The 17509-nt window shown below is 49.6% G+C and carries 19 protein-coding genes; 18 read left to right on the top strand and 1 reads right to left on the bottom strand.

The annotated features are described in order from the left end of the window. Nucleotides 1-48 precede the first annotated feature (48 nt). From rsmD to ACLTOQ_RS08440, 3 genes are read left to right on the top strand one after another with little or no spacing between them, the layout of a single operon-like run. Nucleotides 49-606 carry an RsmD family RNA methyltransferase gene (rsmD, locus tag ACLTOQ_RS08430; protein WP_412319247.1) on the top strand — a complete coding sequence of 186 codons (558 nt, stop codon included), beginning with the start codon at nucleotides 49-51 and terminating at the stop codon, nucleotides 604-606. Continuing rightward, nucleotides 603-1097: a pantetheine-phosphate adenylyltransferase gene (gene coaD, locus ACLTOQ_RS08435; protein WP_021915640.1), complete on the top strand. Its 495-nt coding sequence runs from the start codon at nucleotides 603-605 to the stop codon at nucleotides 1095-1097. Before rsmD ends, coaD begins: the two co-directional genes overlap by 4 nt. 23 nt (nucleotides 1098-1120) lie before the next feature. Next, complete coding sequence (locus ACLTOQ_RS08440) at nucleotides 1121-1726, top strand: hypothetical protein (RefSeq protein ID WP_021915639.1); 606 nt, start codon at nucleotides 1121-1123, stop codon at nucleotides 1724-1726. A gap of 239 nt (nucleotides 1727-1965) precedes the next feature. On the opposite strand, the gene ACLTOQ_RS08445 is transcribed toward ACLTOQ_RS08440, so the two are convergent. Next, a complete protein-coding gene (locus tag ACLTOQ_RS08445; protein WP_412319248.1) occupies nucleotides 1966-2931 on the bottom strand; it encodes a hypothetical protein in 966 nt (321 codons plus the stop codon). A 79-nt stretch (nucleotides 2932-3010) separates the two neighbouring features. Here ACLTOQ_RS08445 and ACLTOQ_RS08450 point away from each other — a divergent pair, with 79 nt between their 5' ends. From ACLTOQ_RS08450 to ACLTOQ_RS08520, 15 genes are all read left to right on the top strand, one after another. Continuing rightward, entirely contained in the window at nucleotides 3011-3715 is a 705-nt protein-coding gene (locus ACLTOQ_RS08450; protein WP_021914920.1) for a pseudouridine synthase, read from the top strand. 62 nt (nucleotides 3716-3777) lie between these two features. Beyond that, nucleotides 3778-4581: an SDR family NAD(P)-dependent oxidoreductase gene (locus ACLTOQ_RS08455; protein ID WP_021914919.1), complete on the top strand. Its 804-nt coding sequence runs from the start codon at nucleotides 3778-3780 to the stop codon at nucleotides 4579-4581. After that, on the top strand, nucleotides 4556-5149 hold the full coding sequence (locus ACLTOQ_RS08460) for a hypothetical protein (RefSeq protein ID WP_412319249.1): 594 nt from the start codon (nucleotides 4556-4558) through the stop codon (nucleotides 5147-5149). Before ACLTOQ_RS08455 ends, ACLTOQ_RS08460 begins: the two co-directional genes overlap by 26 nt. 12 nt (nucleotides 5150-5161) lie before the next feature. Further along, nucleotides 5162-6196, top strand: coding sequence for an RluA family pseudouridine synthase (locus tag ACLTOQ_RS08465; protein WP_412319250.1), 1035 nt, complete (start codon nucleotides 5162-5164; stop codon nucleotides 6194-6196). 218 nt (nucleotides 6197-6414) lie between these two features. Beyond that, a complete protein-coding gene (locus ACLTOQ_RS08470) occupies nucleotides 6415-6963 on the top strand; it encodes a Holliday junction resolvase RecU (protein WP_337426073.1) in 549 nt (182 codons plus the stop codon). Between the two features lies 1 nt (nucleotide 6964). Next, nucleotides 6965-7477 (top strand): NUDIX hydrolase, encoded by a 513-nt coding sequence (locus ACLTOQ_RS08475; RefSeq protein WP_412319251.1) that lies wholly within the window; start codon nucleotides 6965-6967, stop codon nucleotides 7475-7477. A 71-nt stretch (nucleotides 7478-7548) separates the two neighbouring features. Further along, a complete protein-coding gene (gene hisZ, locus ACLTOQ_RS08480) occupies nucleotides 7549-8757 on the top strand; it encodes an ATP phosphoribosyltransferase regulatory subunit (protein ID WP_117959779.1) in 1209 nt (402 codons plus the stop codon). Nucleotides 8758-8795: 38 nt separating this feature from the next. Continuing rightward, nucleotides 8796-9449, top strand: coding sequence for an ATP phosphoribosyltransferase (gene hisG, locus ACLTOQ_RS08485; RefSeq protein WP_117959778.1), 654 nt, complete (start codon nucleotides 8796-8798; stop codon nucleotides 9447-9449). A 28-nt stretch (nucleotides 9450-9477) separates the two neighbouring features. Further along, nucleotides 9478-10776, top strand: a complete 1299-nt coding sequence (gene hisD / locus ACLTOQ_RS08490; RefSeq protein ID WP_412319252.1) for a histidinol dehydrogenase — start codon at nucleotides 9478-9480, stop codon at nucleotides 10774-10776. Next, nucleotides 10776-11366, top strand: coding sequence for an imidazoleglycerol-phosphate dehydratase HisB (gene hisB, locus ACLTOQ_RS08495; protein WP_412279867.1), 591 nt, complete (start codon nucleotides 10776-10778; stop codon nucleotides 11364-11366). The genes hisD and hisB overlap by 1 nt, the downstream gene beginning before the upstream one ends. 78 nt (nucleotides 11367-11444) lie before the next feature. Beyond that, nucleotides 11445-12734 carry a bifunctional phosphoribosyl-AMP cyclohydrolase/phosphoribosyl-ATP diphosphatase HisIE gene (gene hisIE, locus ACLTOQ_RS08500; RefSeq protein ID WP_412319253.1) on the top strand — a complete coding sequence of 430 codons (1290 nt, stop codon included), beginning with the start codon at nucleotides 11445-11447 and terminating at the stop codon, nucleotides 12732-12734. Nucleotides 12735-13005: 271 nt separating this feature from the next. Beyond that, the gene (locus ACLTOQ_RS08505; RefSeq protein WP_412286929.1) at nucleotides 13006-13359 is read left to right on the top strand and encodes a hypothetical protein; all 354 of its coding nucleotides are present in this window, start codon (nucleotides 13006-13008) and stop codon (nucleotides 13357-13359) included. Between the two features lie 293 nt (nucleotides 13360-13652). Beyond that, complete coding sequence (locus tag ACLTOQ_RS08510; RefSeq protein ID WP_262584869.1) at nucleotides 13653-15503, top strand: TIGR03960 family B12-binding radical SAM protein; 1851 nt, start codon at nucleotides 13653-13655, stop codon at nucleotides 15501-15503. Next, nucleotides 15500-16201, top strand: coding sequence for a TIGR03936 family radical SAM-associated protein (locus ACLTOQ_RS08515; protein ID WP_117959773.1), 702 nt, complete (start codon nucleotides 15500-15502; stop codon nucleotides 16199-16201). The genes ACLTOQ_RS08510 and ACLTOQ_RS08515 overlap by 4 nt, the downstream gene beginning before the upstream one ends. Further along, entirely contained in the window at nucleotides 16198-17502 is a 1305-nt protein-coding gene (locus tag ACLTOQ_RS08520; protein ID WP_412319254.1) for a ribonuclease E/G, read from the top strand. Before ACLTOQ_RS08515 ends, ACLTOQ_RS08520 begins: the two co-directional genes overlap by 4 nt. Nucleotides 17503-17509: the final 7 nt, after the last annotated feature.

Genomic DNA, 17509 nt, shown 5'->3' on the forward strand with positions numbered 1-17509 from the left:
TGTGAACAGTAACAATTTTTGACCTGATTTTGGAGGAATTGGAAATTTATGAGAGTAATTGCGGGAGAAGCCAGAAGTCTTCCTTTGAAAACCCCTCAGGGTTTAGATACGCGGCCGACGACGGATCGGATCAAGGAAACTCTGTTTAATATGCTCCAGCCTTATCTGCCCTGCAGCGTATTTATCGATCTGTGCAGCGGCAGCGGCGGCATCGGAATCGAAGCGATCAGCAGGGGTGCAAGGCATGCCTATTTTGTGGAAAACGGCAGGGAGCCTGCCAAATGTATCGCGGAAAATCTTCATTTTACAAAGTTCGAAGACCGTGCGACCCTGTTAAAACAGGACGTTGTCAGTGCACTGTCCTCGATTCACGAAAAGGAAGCGGACGTGATTTTCATGGATCCGCCGTATCAATCCGGGTTAGAAGAGCCCTTGCTGGCGGCACTTTCCAGAATGCCGTATGTGACGGATGAGACATTGATCGTGATCGAAGCGACACTTGACCGCGACTTTTCGTTCGCCGAAGAATACGGATTTTCAATCAAAAAAGAAAAATGCTATAAGACAAATAAGCATGTATTTCTGGCAAAGGAAGAAAAAAAATGAAAGCAGCAATTTATCCGGGCAGCTTTGACCCCGTAACCTATGGACATTTAGATATTATCCGCCGCGCCGCGTCCGTTTTTGACGAATTGACGGTCAGCGTGCTGAATAATAAAGTAAAGACTCCATTGTTTTCTGTTGAGGAACGTGTTAAAATATTAAAAGAAGCGACAAAAGATCTGCCGAACGTCAAGGTGGAATCTTTCAGCGGTCTGCTGGTTGACTATGCCGCCAGTAAGGACGTGACGGTTGTTGTGCGCGGTCTGCGCGCGATTACGGATTTCGAGTATGAATTGCAGAATGCTCAGACCAACCGGAAGCTTTCAGGAGACAAGCTGGATACGATGTTTCTTACGACCAGTCTGGAATACGCTTATCTCAGCTCTTCCAGCGTCAAGGAAATTGCCAGCTTCAACGGAGATATTTCACAGTGCGTGCCGCCTTTTGTCGCACGGCTTGTCTATGAGAAGTTCGGACATGCCAGAGAAAACTGAGCATATGCGGAAATGAGGAAAAGATGAGCAGCAGAATCGAACAGCTGATTGATGAAATTGAAGAGTATATTGATAATTGTAAGTACCAGCCGCTTTCCAATTCGAAGATCATCGTAAACAAGGACGAGATCGACGATCTTTTACGCGAGCTGCGCCAGAAGACGCCGGAAGAGATTAAGCGGTATCAGAAAATTATCAGCAATAAGGAAGCGATCTTAAACGATGCGCGCGAAAAGGCGCAGGCGCTGATCAACGAGGCGACCGAGCATACGACCGAGCTGATCAATGAGCATGAGATCATGCAGCAGGCTTATGCGCAGGCAAATGAGGTTGTACAGCTTGCAACTCGCCAGGCACAGGAGATCGTGGACAATGCAACGCTGGAAGCCAATGCGATCAAGGATTCTATCATGCAGTATACCGACCAGAAGCTCGCCGAGGTGGAGGATATCATTGCGCATGCGGTAGAAGTCTCCCAGACCCATTACAGCAACCTGGTCAGCGACTTAAACCGGATCAATGACGTGGTACAGACAAACCGTGCAGAGTTCCATGCGCAGAATGAAGAGCTCGGCACAGAAGAGATGGATGCAGCAGGAAACGTGGGCGATGACCTGAATGTCATGTAATCCAATCCCATCAAATATCATATGGAAACAACAGAATGCGCGCTGCGTAAAAATTCTGTTATCAAGAGAACTGGAAAAAAGACTTCGGCGTGCGCCGGAGTCTTTTCTTATTATTGTATAGGAAACTTCGTTTCCATACGATAATAAACGCTCCGCGCGGATCCGTGAGTCCTGTGCTGTATCGGCTGGCGTGCCTCATTCATCGGAGCAGTCTGTGACACACCTGTCACGTGCACCGTCTACACTGGAAGCACCAGATACCACGCTGCTGTCAATAACGTCAGGATCAGTTTATGAAAGATGTACGGTTTCAGCGACAGCCCGGTTTTGTGAATGCAGCTTGCAGTCTGCGCGATGCAGCACAGCCCGCCAAACGGCAGCACGATATACGCCCAGAGCCGCTCCGATGGCAGAAGCATAGACAGCCCGTTGGTGATCTCGAGCAGTGGGGACAGCGTGCGTATAAATGCCGGATAAGCTGCCAAAAAGACTGTCGGGAACAGATTTAAGAGGTTGAAAAAGACCATATATCCGCCAAGTTGGGCGATGCCGTTCATTGCGGACAGAATTGATTCATGCAGGGCGGACAGCAGGCGGGCGGATGAAAGGAACGTACCTGTAGGGCTAGCTGGAGTGTTTGCCTGGCAGCGGACAGAAGCCGGGACAAAGACGCGACTGACACTTTGCGTCGGCAGATCGCGGTAGAGCGTGTACCGCAGCACCATTCCGTACAGAAACGGCAGCAGATACATACCAAGCCAGACCGTCAGCGGAGTACGCACCGGAAACAGCGTCAGGACATAGCCGGAAAAATAGACCGGTCCGATATTGTTTATAAAGGCGAGCAGCCAGGAAGCTTCCCGGAGGGAAATTTTCTTTTGCTGAAGGCTTTGTGCACAGACTCGCGCACCCATCGGAAATCCGCAGAAAAATCCGGTCAAGATGCAGAACAGGCAAGCGTCAGTTGTCTGGAAAACGGGCTGCAAAACGGGCGCTGCCAGGCGTGCGAGCAGGTTGGAAAAGCCGGTGGAAAGAAAGAGACCGGACAGAATCATGAACGGAAACAGAGCAGGAATCATTTTGGAGAACCAGAGTGTCAGACCGTTGGCGGCGAGCGCTCCGGCCTGCGCAGGAAAGCGCAGCAGAAACAGACACAGGATAGAAAGGGTTCCGAAAAAGAAAAAGAGAAACAGCTTTCTGCGCATTGATTCTACCAAAGACTTTCAGAGTATAGTATACTTAACAGTATGTGGACAACAGAAAAATTAGACCGGGAGGAACATTTTGATCAGACTGGACAAATATTTATGTGAAATGGAAGCCGGAACCCGAAGCGAGGTGAAGGCATTTATCAAAAAAGGACGGGTAACCGTAAACGGGGAAACCGCAAAATCACCGGAACAGAAGGTGGACGAAACAAAGGATACGGTTACGCTGGATGGACACAGCTTTTCCTATCAGAAATATTTTTATTATATGCTGCATAAGCCGGCAGGCGTTGTGACCGCGGTGCGGGATCATCACGATCAGACGGTGCTTGACCTGCTTGTGGACGCTCCGGGAAAAGATCTTTCCCCGGTTGGACGGCTGGACAAGGACACCGAGGGGCTTTTGCTGATTACAAACGACGGGGCGCTTGCGCATAGGCTGCTTTCCCCTGTAAAGCATGTGCCAAAGACCTATCTCGTGCATACGAAGAAGCCGGTGACGAGCCAGATGTGCGAAAAGCTGGAAGCAGGCGTTGAGATCGGGGACGAAACGCCGACTGCGCCCGCAAAGACAAAACTGCTTTCGGATACCGACTGTGGACTGCTTTTGACGATCACAGAAGGACGGTTCCATCAGGTCAAGCGGATGCTGCAGGCAGTTGGCAACGAAGTCGTGTATTTAAAACGTCTGTCGATGGGTGCCCTCGTCCTGGATGAGACGCTTTCAAAAGGAAGCTGGCGCGCGCTGACGGAAGAAGAAAAAGCGCAGCTGGGCGTGTAAACAGACGGAAAAGAGACAAATTCGATATGTGCAAAAAAACGTGCGCAGAAATGAGGGAAACTATGAATATTGTGGTGATTACAGGTGCTTCCAGCGGAATGGGACGGGAATTTGCCATGCAGCTGGATCGGGGACTGCATTCCGTGGACGAGTTCTGGCTGATCGCAAGACGCGGAAGCCGGTTAAAGGAAATCGCTTCCGGCATGCAGCATACCGTAAAGATTTTGCCGCTTGATTTGACAAACGAAGCGGATATGACAGTGCTGACAGAGAGCCTTGCGGAAGAAAAGCCGGTTGTGCGCATGCTCATCAACTGCGCCGGATACGGCATGATGGGAGATTTTACGGCGGTTCCGATCAAAGAACAGACCGGCGAAGTAGATTTAAACTGTCGGGCGCTTCTGGAAGTAACCTATGGGTGTCTGCCCTATATGCGGGCCAAGAGCCGGATCATTCAGCTGGCGAGCAGTGCGGCATTTTTGCCCCAGCCGGGATTTTCCGTCTACGCGGCGACAAAATCGTTCGTTTTGAGCTTTTCCAAGGCGCTTCGGGCAGAGCTGAAGGAACGTCAGATTTATGTGACGGCGGTTTGCCCTGGACCGGTTAAAACAGAATTTTTCGAAGTGGCGGAGCACTATGCATCCACGCTTGCGATGAAACAGTATACGATGGTAGAGGCAGATCGGGTGGTCAAGGATGCGCTGCGCGCCAGCAGCAAAAACCGTCCGATGTCCGTCTGCAGTCTGCCGATTCAGGCGTTCTGGGCGATGACACGGCTGCTGCCGCAGGATCCGGTCATCTGTCTGGTACAGAAAATGAGAGAGAAAGGAACCGAAGTCATTGAAGAAGAAAAAGAATCAGAATAAAGGGCAGAAGGGATACCTTGCCTGGAACAAAAAAATGTCCATCTGCAAAACGCTTGTGCTGTTTGCCATTTCTTTTGCAGTATACGCAATGGGCATCTGGTCGACCGGTTCCAACCAGAACCTTTTGACGATCGTTGCGGTGCTTGGCTGTCTTCCGGCGTGCCGGAGCGCGGCAAACCTGATCGCCCTGCTTCGCTGTCATGAAATTTCCGAATCGGATTACCGCAAAATCTCTGCAAAAATCAGGACAGCGGAAAGCCTTACCGATCTGGAATTTACCAGCTACGAACGTACTTATCAGGTACAGCATATGGCATTATCCGGGGTGGAGCTGATCGGCTATATGGCGGATCCGTTCGCAGACATAAAGGGCTGTGAGAAGCATCTGGAGGGTATGTTTATGCGTAATCAGCTTTCGGAGGTACATATCCGGATTTTTAAAGAGCTGCCGAAGTATTTAAACCGGCTGGACGAGCTGGAAAAGGCAGCCGCTGCGGGCGATAACACGGAAGAAGAAACGGAGCGGACAGCGCGGATCAAGGCACTTTTATTTGCGATCAGTCTATAAGGAGAAAAGCGGATGCGTGCAGTAACGATCGGGCAAAATGAAGCCGGACAACGGCTGGACAAATTTTTAAATAAATATATGAAGGAAGCCGGAGTCAGCTTTTTTTACAAGATGATGCGCAAAAAAAATATTGTTCTGAACGGGAAAAAATGTACCGGAAAGGAAATTCTTTTAATCGGTGATGAGGTAAAGCTGTTTCTGGCAGAGGAAACGCTGGAAAAGTTCGGGGCACCTCCTGCAGACTACAGCGCGCAAAAAAAGGCGGCAGGGGCGGAAACAAAAGAATATCTTCTGGCATTTGAGAAACTGAAAAATATTCGCATTTTATATGAGGACGAAGATATTCTGGCGTTGGATAAACCGGCTGGCGTGCTTTCCCAGAAGGCGTCTGTGACGGATTTTTCTGCAAACGAATGGTTGATCGGATATTTGTTGTCTCAAAAAAAATTGACCGCCGAAGCGTTGGCGACCTTCCATCCGTCGGTGTGCAACCGTCTGGATCGAAACACGAGCGGACTGCTGTTATGCGGCAAAAGCCTTTTGGGAACGCAGAAACTCACAGGGCTGATCCGGAACCGGCAGATTCATAAGTATTATCGCCTCTTTTTGCTCGGAGAAGTAAAGGAAAAACAGATTTTGACCGGTTATCTTTTGAAGGATACGAAAAAAAATCAGGTTAAAATTTTAACAAAGCCTGCGGAGGGTGCGGACGAAATCAAAACAGGGATCGAACCCCTCGCTTGCCTGGAGCTTCCCGGCATCGGGACGGTTACTTATGCCCAGGCAGAGTTGTTTACCGGCAAGACGCACCAGATCCGCGCGCATTTTGCATGGACAGGGCATCCTTTGCTGGGCGACCCGAAATACGGAAACGAAGCAGTCAATCGAACCCTGAAGCAAACCTACGGAATCGGCAGACAGCTGTTGCATGCATGGCAGATCCGCCAGAAGGACGCTGCCTCTGGCATTTTACCGACAGGCGGCATCACTTGTCCGCTGCCGGAGGATTTTCAGAAGCTGCTTTTGGCGGCAGGAATACAGCCCTAAACCACATAAAAAAGAATGTGCCTTGGCACATTCTCGCGCCGAGGCGCGGTTGCTTCGGCAACCATCTACCCCTGCGCCGAGTGCGCATCCTCGCGGAGCATTTTTATCGTATGGAAACGAAGTTTCCTATACGAGAACAAAAAGCCTGGCGGCAGCCGTAGACTGTACGCAGCCGTATTGCAGGCTTTTTATACTATAACGAAAGATGGAACAATCACATGGCAACCTGGAACTCAAGAGGACTGCGGGGATCAACACTGGAGGATCTGATCAACCGCACGAATGAAAAATATCTGGAAAGTAATCTGGCATTGATCCAGAAGATCCCGACCCCGATTACGCCGATCAAAATCGACAAGGAGCACAGGCATATCACGCTGGCATATTTTGACCAGAAAAGTACGGTAGACTATATCGGAGTTGTACAGGGCATTCCGGTCTGCTTCGATGCAAAGGAATGTGCCCAGGATACCTTTGCCCTGCAAAACATTCACAGGCATCAGGTAGCCTTTATGGATCGGTTTGAAAAGCAGAAGGGCATTGCTTTTTTTCTGATCTACTATTCGCATCGGGAACAGTTTTATTATCTCCCCTACGCACATTTGCGCTATTTCTGGGATCGGGCGCAGGAGGGCGGGCGCAAAAGCTTCCGGTTGGACGAGTTAAACCCGGAGTATTTCCTGCCGAAAAAAAACGGTGTTCTTGTTCCGTATCTTGATCTTTTACAAAAGGACTTGGAGGATCGGCCGGAGAGCTGGGAGGAATGATATGAACAGAGAAGAAAGAAATTCCCTGATCGGGACAATGACGACGCTGTGTTATCTGGAAAAAGACGACAGCTATCTGATGCTGCATCGTGTCAAAAAAAAGAATGACGTCAATCAGGACAAATGGATCGGTGTCGGTGGACATGCACTCGCCTATGAAAGTCCGGAGGACTGCCTGCTTCGGGAAGTAAAGGAAGAAACCGGTCTGACACTGACCTCCTATCGGTTTCGAGGAATCGTAACGTTTGCGTTAAAGGATGTGGAAACACAGTACATGTGCCTGTATACAGCAGATGGCTGGGAGGGAACCCTGGATTATAACTGCTCGGAGGGTGATTTGGAATGGGTTTTGATAAAAGAGCTGGAAAGCTTAAATCTGTGGGAAGGTGACCGCGTATTTTTTCAGCTTTTGCAGGAAAACCGTCCGTTTTTTTCCCTGAAACTGGAATATGACAGCGACGAGCTGATAAAATGTGTGCTGGACGGCAAAGAACTTGAGTTGACAGCATTTTGAAAATCTGATATTCTATACAGGATTTCATATGCTAATACGGTAGCACGATAAAGTGCAAAGGAGATCCAACGATGAATAAATCCTTGCTTCATACACCGGAGGGTGTAAGGGATGTTTACGGAGAAGAATATGCGCGTAAGCTTTTTGTGGAGAAAAAGCTGCATGATACGATCCATTTGTACGGGTATCAGGATATTCAGACCCCGACGTTTGAATTTTTTGATGTTTACAGTAAGGAGATCGGCACGACGCCGTCTTCCCAGCTGTATAAATTTTTCGATAAGGAAGGCAATACCCTGGCGCTTCGTCCGGACTTTACGCCGTCCTGTGCCAGATGCGCCGCAAAATATTTTATGGATGAGACCGCACCGCTTCGTTTTACCTACAGCGGAAGCACGTTTACGAATACGTCGAACCTGCAGGGCAAATTAAAAGAAGTAACCCAGATGGGCGCGGAGCTGATGCTGGAACCATCTGTGGAGGCAGATGCCGAGATGATCAGCCTTGTCGTCGAAGCATTGAAAAACTGCGGTCTGACCGACCTGCAGATCACAGTGGGCGAGGTGGAATATTTTAAGGGGATCTGCGCACAGGCAGGCTTAAACGAAGAAGTGGAATTAAAGCTGCGCGACTTTATTTCCGCCAAGAACTATTTCGGTGCCCAGGAGCTTTTAGAGGAACAAAGAGTGCGCAAGGATTATGCACAGGTGCTTTTGGGGCTTGCGGATCTTGTCAAAGGGACGCAGGATCTGGAAAGTGCGAAAATGCAGGTGGATAATGAACGTTCCCTGCAGGCGATTGAACGCCTGGAGGCACTTTATGAGGTGCTCAAAAAATACGGAACAGAAAAATATGTCTCCTTTGATCTCGGGCTGTTAAATCAGTACAATTATTATACCGGTGTGATCTTTAAGGGATATACCTATGGTGTCGGAGATGCCATCGTGACAGGCGGACGCTATGATAAGCTGCTTTCCTATTTTGGGAAAAATGCACCTGCGATCGGATTTGTCGTCGTTGTGGATGATGTTCTGGAAGCCCTTTCGAGACAAAATAAGAAGCCGCATACCGGTCTGGATGGCTGTCTTTTGTTTTATACGCCGGACAGCTATGATGCAGCACTGAAAAAGGCAAATCAGCTGCGGCTTTCAGGTGTTTCTGCAGAGCTGATCCCTGTTTCCTGTAAGCAGGACTGCAGGCGGGCAGATTTGAGAGGAAGACTTCGCAGAGAGGCGATGCTCATTCATGCAGACGGAAGCTGCGAGCAGTTGAAATCATAGAGTGCACGATGTTAGAACACCAAATAGGGGACATGAAAATGGCAGAAGATAGATACCTGACCTTCGCCCTGACAAAAGGGCGTCTGGCAGACAAAACGCTGTCTCTTTTGGAGCAGGTTGGAATTACCTGTGAAGAGATGAAGGATAAAAACAGCAGGAAGCTTGTTTTTGTCAATGAAGAATTAAAACTGAAATTTTTCCTGGCAAAGGGACCGGATGTGCCAACCTATGTGGAATACGGAGCCGCAGATATCGGTGTGACCGGTAAGGATATTTTGCTGGAAGAGGGAAGACGGGTTTATGAAGTGCTGGATCTTGGCTTTGGCAAATGCCGGATGTGCGTTTGCGGTCCGGAATCGGCGCGGGAGCTTTTGCAGCATCATGAGAGAATCCGTGTAGCAAGCAAATATCCGGTGATCGCAAAGGACTATTTTTACAATAAAAAGCATCAGACGGTTGACATCATCAAATTAAACGGTTCTGTTGAATTGGGTCCCATTGTGGGATTGTCCGATGTCATTGTCGATATCGTGGAAACCGGTTCGACCCTGCGGGAAAACGGATTGGGCGTGCTGGAGGAAATCTGCGAGCTGTCTGCGCGCGTAATCGTCAATCAGGTAAGCATGCAAATGGAATCGGAACGGATCCGGGAGATTATTTTAAGGCTGCGTAAACAGCTGGAGGAAGCATAAGCCAAGGCGGCGGAAATGAGGAAAACCGATGAGAATTGTCAAATTGACGGCAGAAAGCAAGAAAGGACTTTTGGAGGATCTGCTTCAGAGAAGCCCGAACCACTACGGACAGTACGAAAGTGCTGTGGCGGAAATTATTGAAACGGTGAAAAAAGGCGGCGACGAGGCGCTCTTTTCCTATACAGAGAAGTTTGACCACTGCAAAATGGATGCAGCCCACATCCGCGTAACCAGGGAAGAAATCGACGAGGCATATCAGAAGGTGGATGCAGACTTTGTGGAGGTTATGAAAAAAAGTGCGGCAAATATCCGTACATTCCACGAAAAGCAGCTGAGAAACAGCTGGTTTGACCCAAAACCGGACGGGACGATCCTCGGCATGAAGATTCTGCCCATCGCGATTGCCGGCGTTTATGTGCCCGGTGGAAAGGCTGCGTATCCCTCCAGCGTACTGATGAACGTGCTTCCGGCAAAGGTTGCGGGCGTGGAGCGTATCATCATGACAACCCCTCCCGGAGCAGACGGAAAGGTCAATCCTGGTACATTGGTTGCTGCACATATCGCCGGTGTGGATGAGATCTATAAGGTCGGCGGCGCACAGGCCATCGCAGCCATGGCATTTGGCACACAGAGCATCCCGAAGGTAGATAAAATCACCGGCCCCGGAAATATTTTTGTCGCCCTGGCAAAGAAAGCATGCTTCGGCTATGTGAGCATCGATTCCATCGCAGGACCCAGTGAAATTCTGGTGATCGCAGATGAAACGGCAAATCCCCGTTATGTGGCGGCAGACCTGTTGTCCCAGGCAGAGCATGACGAGCTGGCCAGTGCCATTTTAATCACCACCAGTAAGACTTTAGCGGATCAGGTTTCTGTTGAAGTGGACAGGTTCGTTGCAAACCTGTCAAGACGCGAGATCATCGAAAAATCCCTCGACAATTATGGCTATATTCTGCTGGTAGATTCTCTGGATGAGGCAGCGGACACTGCCAATGAGATTGCTTCGGAGCATCTGGAAATCCTGACGAAGGATCCCTTTGCCATGATGACAAAAATCCGTAATGCCGGAGCGATCTTCCTTGGGGAGTATTCCTCCGAGCCTTTGGGGGACTATTTTGCAGGTCCAAACCATGTGCTTCCGACAAATGGTACGGCACGATTTTTCTCCCCGTTAAATGTAGATGATTTTTTGAAAAAGACGAGCATCATTTCATATTCCAGACCGGCGCTGGAAAAGATCCATCAGGATATTGAGTGCTTTGCAGAAAATGAGGGACTGACGGCGCATGCCAATTCCATCCGTGTCCGTTTTGAAAAGGAGGACTGATGATGGAAAGAACGGCGAGTATAAAACGCGATACAAAAGAAACCAGAATTGCACTGACACTTTCCTTAGACGGCACCGGCAGCGCTGATATTGATACCGGCATCGGATTTTTCGACCATATGCTGGACGGCTTTGCACGGCATGGATTTTTTGATTTGTCTGTAAAAGTGGACGGAGATCTGTTTGTGGACGGACATCATACCGTAGAGGATACGGGAATCGTATTCGGGCAGGCGATCGCTGAGGCAGTCGGAGACAAAAAAGGAATCAAACGTTACGGATATTTTCTGCTGCCGATGGATGACGCGCTGGTTGCGTGCGCAGTGGATCTGTGCGGACGTCCCTATTTCAATTTTGATTACGAATTTAATGTTCCGATGATCGGCGGGCTGGATACTCAGCTGATCCGGGAGTTTTTCTATGCCGTTTCCTACAGTGCAGGTATGAACCTGCATATCAAGGTATTGGACGGCATCAACGGACATCATGTTGCAGAGGCGATGTTTAAGGCGTTTTCCAAGGCACTTGATATGGCAGTATCCAACGAACCGAGGTTAGACGGCGTGCTTTCCACAAAGGGAAGCCTGTAACATACAGAATACATATCGGGCAGTCGTCTGGCTGAACCAGACCGGATGCAGAACAGCTGTCTGGAAATGAGGATCAGAATGAATACAAAAAAATTTATGGCATGCATGTACCTCAAAAATGAGGTCGCGTATCAGGACAGAGAGGGCACATGCAGAATCGAGGAAACGCCGGTCGCGCTGGCGGAGAGCTACAGCGAAAACGAATGCGATGCAATTTATGTCGGTCTGCTTTCGGAGAATGATGCAGAGCATGAAAAGGATCTGGACGTTCTGCGGGAAATCTGTCAGAATACAGCGGTTCCGGTAATTGGAAGCGGACACATTTTCCGAATGGAGGATGTGAAAAAACTGTTATATGCAGGCTGCCAGCAGGTGATGCTGGATTATGCCGATCCGGTGCAGCTGGAGCTGACAAAAGAGGTCTCCCTGAAATTTGGCAAAGAAAAAATCGCAGCAGGCGTTGCAGATATTTCGCTTCTGGAACAGGAAAAGGAGCTGCTAAAGGAATATACCTCCAACGTATTTTTGTTCTGTCCCGGTGCAACGGCGGAGGCTGCGCTGATGTCTCCGGTTCCGGTGGTAACCTTTTTGCCGGAGGTTTCCCTGGAAAAGCTCATCGAGGTGCTTTCCTATGCCAATATCAGCGGTATTTCCGGTAAGTTGGTCAATGAAAACATAACAGAGATTTCCGCGATCAAAGCCCTTTGCCGGGAAAATAAAATTCCGGTAGAGGACAGAGGGGCGGCCTATGCCTTTTCCGATCTGAAAAAGGGACCAGACGGTTTGGTTCCGGTGGTTGTACAGGATGTGAAAACCGATGCCGTGCTGATGGTTGCCTATATGAACGAAGAAGCCTACAATCAGACGCTGCGCACCGGACGTATGACTTATTACAGCAGAAGCCGCAGAGAGCTCTGGTTAAAGGGAGAAACCAGCGGACACTATCAGTATGTGCATTCTTTGACCGCGGACTGCGACCTGGATACAATCCTTGCAAAAGTAACACAGGTCGGCGCGGCATGCCACACCGGTTCCTACAGCTGTTTCTTTAACGAAATCCAGAACCGCAGCAGCAAGCAGGAAGCGCACAATCCGATGAAGGTCTTTGAAGAGGTATTTTCGGTGATCGAGGACCGTAAGGAGCATCCCAAGGAAGGCTCCTATACCAACTATCTGTTTGATAAAGGCATTGACAAGATCTTAAAGAAAGTCGGGGAAGAGGCGACAGAAATCGTCATCGCAGCAAAAAACCCCAATCCGAACGAAATCAAATATGAAATCGCTGATTTCCTGTACCATATGATGGTGCTGATGGCAGAAAAAGGCGTGACCTGGGAAGAGGTCACGACAGAGCTGGCAAACCGATAAAAATGTATAGGGAAGCAGCGTAGCGCGGCAGGTGCGTCTGCGCATTCAATTTAGATAAAAAAAGAGAAAAGACCGGGCGTCAAATCCTTTGAAAGCAAAAGGGTTGGCGCTCGTTTTTGTTTTAGGACAATAGAATACTTCCAGTACATGTATTTTCAGGTTTTGCAGATTATTTTTTCAGATACGCCATCATACAGATGAATAGGAAACTACACTATAGTAGTTTACATAAAAATATTATGTAAACTACAAAATGGAAAGGATGGACAAGATGGAAGATGCGGAAAGAAAGCTGGAGCTGACCAGATACCTTCGGCAGGAACAGAATTTAAACCGGATGAAGGTAAAAAATCGGGAAGACATTTTGTACGGAACGGGTAAAAACAGTGAAATGCTGTATGGAGACGATGGTTTGGAACTGGCAGAATATGACAGAATCCGGGAGCAGGGGCATAAGGGGCCTATGTTTGGGCTGCGGCTGGCAGTCAGCCTGATGCTGTTTGCGGGCGTTATCTATCTGGATAAAAATCAGATTGACTGGAAGGGGCAGAGTGCAGTTGCCGTGATAAGCAGGCAGCTGGAAACTTCTGTAATGGGAAATTCTACGGTGGAGGCACTGCATTAGCCTTGCAACGAAGCCGGAAATACCCTATAATCATACCATAATGTCCATTTTCAAAATGGGAAAAGTCTGCGCTATCGGGGCTCTATGTTCTGGCTGCGGGAAGCAACCCGTACCGAATATTTTAAAGCCACACCGGCAGCAGATAAAAAATGGTAAGGAAACAGGGAAAAATGAAAAGATTAACATCAAATATTGAAGGGCTTTCGGCACGGCAGCTGGCACAGCGCTGTATCGGTGCAGAAGAACTTTCAAATGGCAGAGAGCGAAAGCTTGCTCTCGGGGATGACATCCTGATGAGTGTTTCTTCTCCTGCGCGTTATGTCGGTGGGGAGGTCAATTCCGTCATGAAAACACTTACACCGGGAATGGTCCGGTTTGCCATGTGTTTTCCGGACGTCTACGAGATCGGCATGTCTCACCTCGGCATCCAGATTCTCTACGATATGTTCAACCGTTATGACGATGTGTGGTGTGAGCGGGTTTATTCGCCGTGGCTGGATCTGGATAAAATCATGCGCGAGAAAAAAATTCCGCTGTTTGCCCTGGAATCTCAGGAGCCGGTGAAAAATTTTGACTTTTTAGGCATCACGCTGCAGTACGAAATGTGTTATACAAACGTCCTGCAGGTGCTGGATCTGTCCGGGATTCCGCTGCTTGCAAAAGACCGTACCGAAGAAGATCCGATCGTGATTGGCGGCGGACCCTGCAGCTACAATCCGGAACCGATCGCGGAATTTTTTGATCTCTTCTACATCGGAGAGGGAGAAACTGCGTACCGGAAGCTGCTGGACGTCTATAAAGAAGTAAAAGAAAAAGGCGGCAGCCGTCAGGAATTTCTTCTGCGCGCGGCGAGGGAAGTGCCCGGCATGTACGTGCCGTCCCTGTATGAAGTATCCTATAAAGAGGACGGGACGATCGCATCTTTTGTCCCGACCAAGGAGGGTGTTCCGGCAAAGATTACAAAGGAAATCGTGATGGATCTCGACAATGCGCCGTATCCGGAGAAACCGGTGGTTCCGTTTATCCGTGCGACACAGGATCGTGTCGTTTTGGAAATTCAGCGCGGCTGTATCCGCGGCTGTCGTTTCTGTCAGGCAGGGCAGCTGTATCGTCCGGTACGCGAAAAGAGCCTCGAGACCCTCAAGCATTACGCGACGACGATGCTGGACAGCACCGGTCAGGAAGAAATTTCCTTGAGCTCCTTGAGTTCCAGCGACTATTCCCATCTGGAAGAGCTGGTAGACTTCCTGATGACGACCTGTCAGGAGAAAAAAGTGAATATTTCCCTGCCTTCTCTGCGAATTGATGCGTTTTCTTTAGACGTTATGGGAAAGGTACAGGACGTCAAAAAGAGCAGCCTGACCTTTGCACCGGAAGCAGGAAGTCAGCGTCTGAGAAACGTCATCAACAAGGGACTGACCGAAGAAGTGATTTTAAAGGGCGCAGGACTTGCATTTGAGGGCGGATGGAGCCGCGTGAAGCTGTATTTCATGCTCGGGCTGCCCTTTGAAACAGAAGAAGATATCCGTGGGATCGCAGAGCTGTCCAATAAGATTGCAGCCCTTTATTATGAGGTTGTTCCAAAAGAAAAGAGAAACGGGCCGGTACAGATCGTTTCCAGTACATCCTTCTTTATCCCGAAGCCGTTCACTCCCTTTCAGTGGGCACCGATGTGTACAAAGGAACAGTTTTTGGATAAGGCAGCGCTGACCAAGCAGGCGGTGCGTGAACAGCTTAACCAGAAGCGGATCAAATACAATTGGCATGAGGCGGACGTCAGCGTTTTAGAGGGCGTGTTTGCCCGCGGCGACAGAAAGGTTGCCGACGTGATTTTAAAGGCGTATGAAAAAGGCTGTATTTACGATGCCTGGGGCGAATATTTCAAGTATCAGACCTGGGTGGACTGCTTTCAGGAGTGCAATGTCGATATGGACTTTTATACGACAAGAACGCGCAGCGATGAGGAAGTTTTCCCATGGGATTTCCTGGACTGCGGCGTAAACAGAGCCTTCCTTTTGCGGGAATGGAAACGTGCGGCGGAGGCTGTCGTAACGCCCAACTGTAAGATGCAGTGTCAGGGCTGCGGCGCTGCGCGCTTCGGCGGCGGAATCTGTTTCGAACAAAGAGGAGGGGATGCGGTATGATGGTACGTGTAAAATTTGCAAAATATGGTCCGCTGCGCTTTACCGGACATCTGGATGTGCTGCGTTTTTTCCAGAAGGCGATCCGCAGAGCCGGACTGGATGTTGTGTATACACATGGATTTAATCCGCATCAGGTCATGAGCTTTGCTGCGCCACTGGGTGTCGGACTGTGCAGCGTGGGCGAATATATGGACGTGGAAATCGCTTCGTCTGATGGCGCAGAGGATTTTAAGGAGCGCCTGCAGGAGGCATGTCCTTACGGAATCGATATCCTGAGTGTAAAGATGCTGCCGGAAAAGGCGGGAAACGCGATGGCGAGCGTCGCTGCGGCAACCTATGCAGTAGCATTTAAAGATCCCGAAAAGAGCTTTGCAGGCTGTCAGGGCGCGGTGGACGGGCTGCTTTCCAAAAAGGAACTCTGGATTACAAAGGAAACCAAGCGCAGCACGGCAGAGGTCGATATTCGGTCCGGTATTTATGACTGTCACATCGACGACGGCGCGTTGGTATTTATGGTAGATGCAAGCAGCGGCGGAAATATCCGTCCGGAGTTCGTAACGGATGCAGTCCTTTCCCTCGCAGGTCTGGAGGCGTCAAAGATTGAGCTGCAGACCGTGCGCATGGAAACCTGGATGAATACGGGAACGAAAGAAGAGCCTTCCTTTGTTCCGCTGGATGCGATAGGAGAAGCATTTTGAGCAGTGTATGCGTGATCACAAGAGCGGTTTTAAAGGAACATACAGAACCGGTTTTAACTTCCTTTTATTTGGAAAAGGACAAACTGACAGAGGTTCATCCCCATCTGGAGGGACGGTCGCTTCTGGGAAATATTTACGTCGGAAAAGTCAAGCATGTGGTAAAAAATATTGACGCTGCATTTGTGGAGATCGCCGGTGGACAGACCTGTTACCTGCCTTTCAAAGAAGCACAGGCTCCGGTGCTGACGAATCGCCGCTGGGATGGCAGACTGCTGGCAGGCGATGAGATTTTGGTGCAGGTGATGCGCGATGCATTAAAGACAAAAGAGCCTGCCCTGACAGCGAAGATCAGCCTGGAGGGGCGGCTGGCAGCAGTCGTTCTGGACGGCGGACACGGCGTGCGGTATTCCAAGCAGCTCCCAAAAGAGACGGCAGATCATTTCCGGGAAGTGCTGCAAAGTGTAACCGTTCCGGATGGAATGACACTGGTGGTGCGGACTGCGGCGGGGGATGCTGTGGATACAGCCCTTTTACGCGAGGCAAACGCTCTTCTCGAAAAGGCGCAGAAGCTTTTAAGCGTCGGCAGAAGCCGGACGGTCTTTTCCATGATTTCGGAGGAACGCCCCGGCTGGCTGATAGAGCTCCTTTCACATAAGCAGCTGCCGGATAAGATCGTGACAGATGAAACGCTCGTCTATACCGCGCTGGAGGACTTGTACGGCAGCGGTGCATCCGGTATAGAGAAAAAATTGCCTGCCGCTGCAGCGGATTCCGTAGAGCGGTTCGGCAAAAGAACTCAGGAGCTGCCGGGAGGCACGAAATGTCCGGAAATTTCGTTCTACAGAGACAGCCGACCGAACCTGTTTGCACTCTATGGGCTTGCCGGGAAGCTGGAAGAAGCGCTTTTGAAGCGCGTCTGGCTAAAATCCGGCGGATATCTGGTCATCGAACCAACAGAAGCGCTTACGGTGATCGATGTCAATACAGGAAAATATGACGGTTCCAAAAATGTGGAAGAAACCTTTGCCCTGATCAATCGAGAAGCGGCGCAGGAAACAGCGCGGCAGATCCGGCTGCGCAATCTTTCCGGTATTATTTTGATAGACTTTATCAATCAGAAGGACCGGCAGGCGGCAAAAGAATTGTTGGAGGAGCTGCGCAGCCTTTGTAAAGAGGATCCGGTCCCGGTTCGCGTCGTGGACATCACTGCTCTTGGACTGGTGGAGCTGACACGCAAAAAGATCAAAGGCACACTGGCAGAGCAGTTAAAGGGGCTGAAACCCACAGGGGTACAGCGATAACTGAAAT

It is taken from the genome of Gallintestinimicrobium sp., from assembly GCF_046968865.1.
GTDB classification, from domain to species: domain Bacteria; phylum Bacillota; class Clostridia; order Lachnospirales; family Lachnospiraceae; genus Gallintestinimicrobium; species Gallintestinimicrobium propionicum.

Excerpts from the sequence above, each read along its gene's own strand:
- rsmD (WP_412319247.1), top strand. The coding sequence starts at position 49 with ATGAGAGTAATTGCGGGAGAAGCCAGAAGTCTTCCTTTGAAAACCCCT.
- coaD (WP_021915640.1), top strand. The coding sequence starts at position 603 with ATGAAAGCAGCAATTTATCCGGGCAGCTTTGACCCCGTAACCTATGGA.
- ACLTOQ_RS08440 (WP_021915639.1), top strand. The coding sequence starts at position 1,121 with ATGAGCAGCAGAATCGAACAGCTGATTGATGAAATTGAAGAGTATATT.
- ACLTOQ_RS08445 (WP_412319248.1), bottom strand. The coding sequence starts at position 2,931 with ATGCGCAGAAAGCTGTTTCTCTTTTTCTTTTTCGGAACCCTTTCTATC.
- ACLTOQ_RS08455 (WP_021914919.1), top strand. The coding sequence starts at position 3,778 with ATGAATATTGTGGTGATTACAGGTGCTTCCAGCGGAATGGGACGGGAA.
- ACLTOQ_RS08465 (WP_412319250.1), top strand. The coding sequence starts at position 5,162 with ATGCGTGCAGTAACGATCGGGCAAAATGAAGCCGGACAACGGCTGGAC.
- ACLTOQ_RS08470 (WP_337426073.1), top strand. The coding sequence starts at position 6,415 with ATGGCAACCTGGAACTCAAGAGGACTGCGGGGATCAACACTGGAGGAT.
- ACLTOQ_RS08475 (WP_412319251.1), top strand. The coding sequence starts at position 6,965 with ATGAACAGAGAAGAAAGAAATTCCCTGATCGGGACAATGACGACGCTG.
- hisZ (WP_117959779.1), top strand. The coding sequence starts at position 7,549 with ATGAATAAATCCTTGCTTCATACACCGGAGGGTGTAAGGGATGTTTAC.
- hisG (WP_117959778.1), top strand. The coding sequence starts at position 8,796 with ATGGCAGAAGATAGATACCTGACCTTCGCCCTGACAAAAGGGCGTCTG.
- hisD (WP_412319252.1), top strand. The coding sequence starts at position 9,478 with ATGAGAATTGTCAAATTGACGGCAGAAAGCAAGAAAGGACTTTTGGAG.
- hisB (WP_412279867.1), top strand. The coding sequence starts at position 10,776 with ATGATGGAAAGAACGGCGAGTATAAAACGCGATACAAAAGAAACCAGA.
- hisIE (WP_412319253.1), top strand. The coding sequence starts at position 11,445 with ATGAATACAAAAAAATTTATGGCATGCATGTACCTCAAAAATGAGGTC.
- ACLTOQ_RS08505 (WP_412286929.1), top strand. The coding sequence starts at position 13,006 with ATGGAAGATGCGGAAAGAAAGCTGGAGCTGACCAGATACCTTCGGCAG.
- ACLTOQ_RS08510 (WP_262584869.1), top strand. The coding sequence starts at position 13,653 with ATGAGTGTTTCTTCTCCTGCGCGTTATGTCGGTGGGGAGGTCAATTCC.
- ACLTOQ_RS08515 (WP_117959773.1), top strand. The coding sequence starts at position 15,500 with ATGATGGTACGTGTAAAATTTGCAAAATATGGTCCGCTGCGCTTTACC.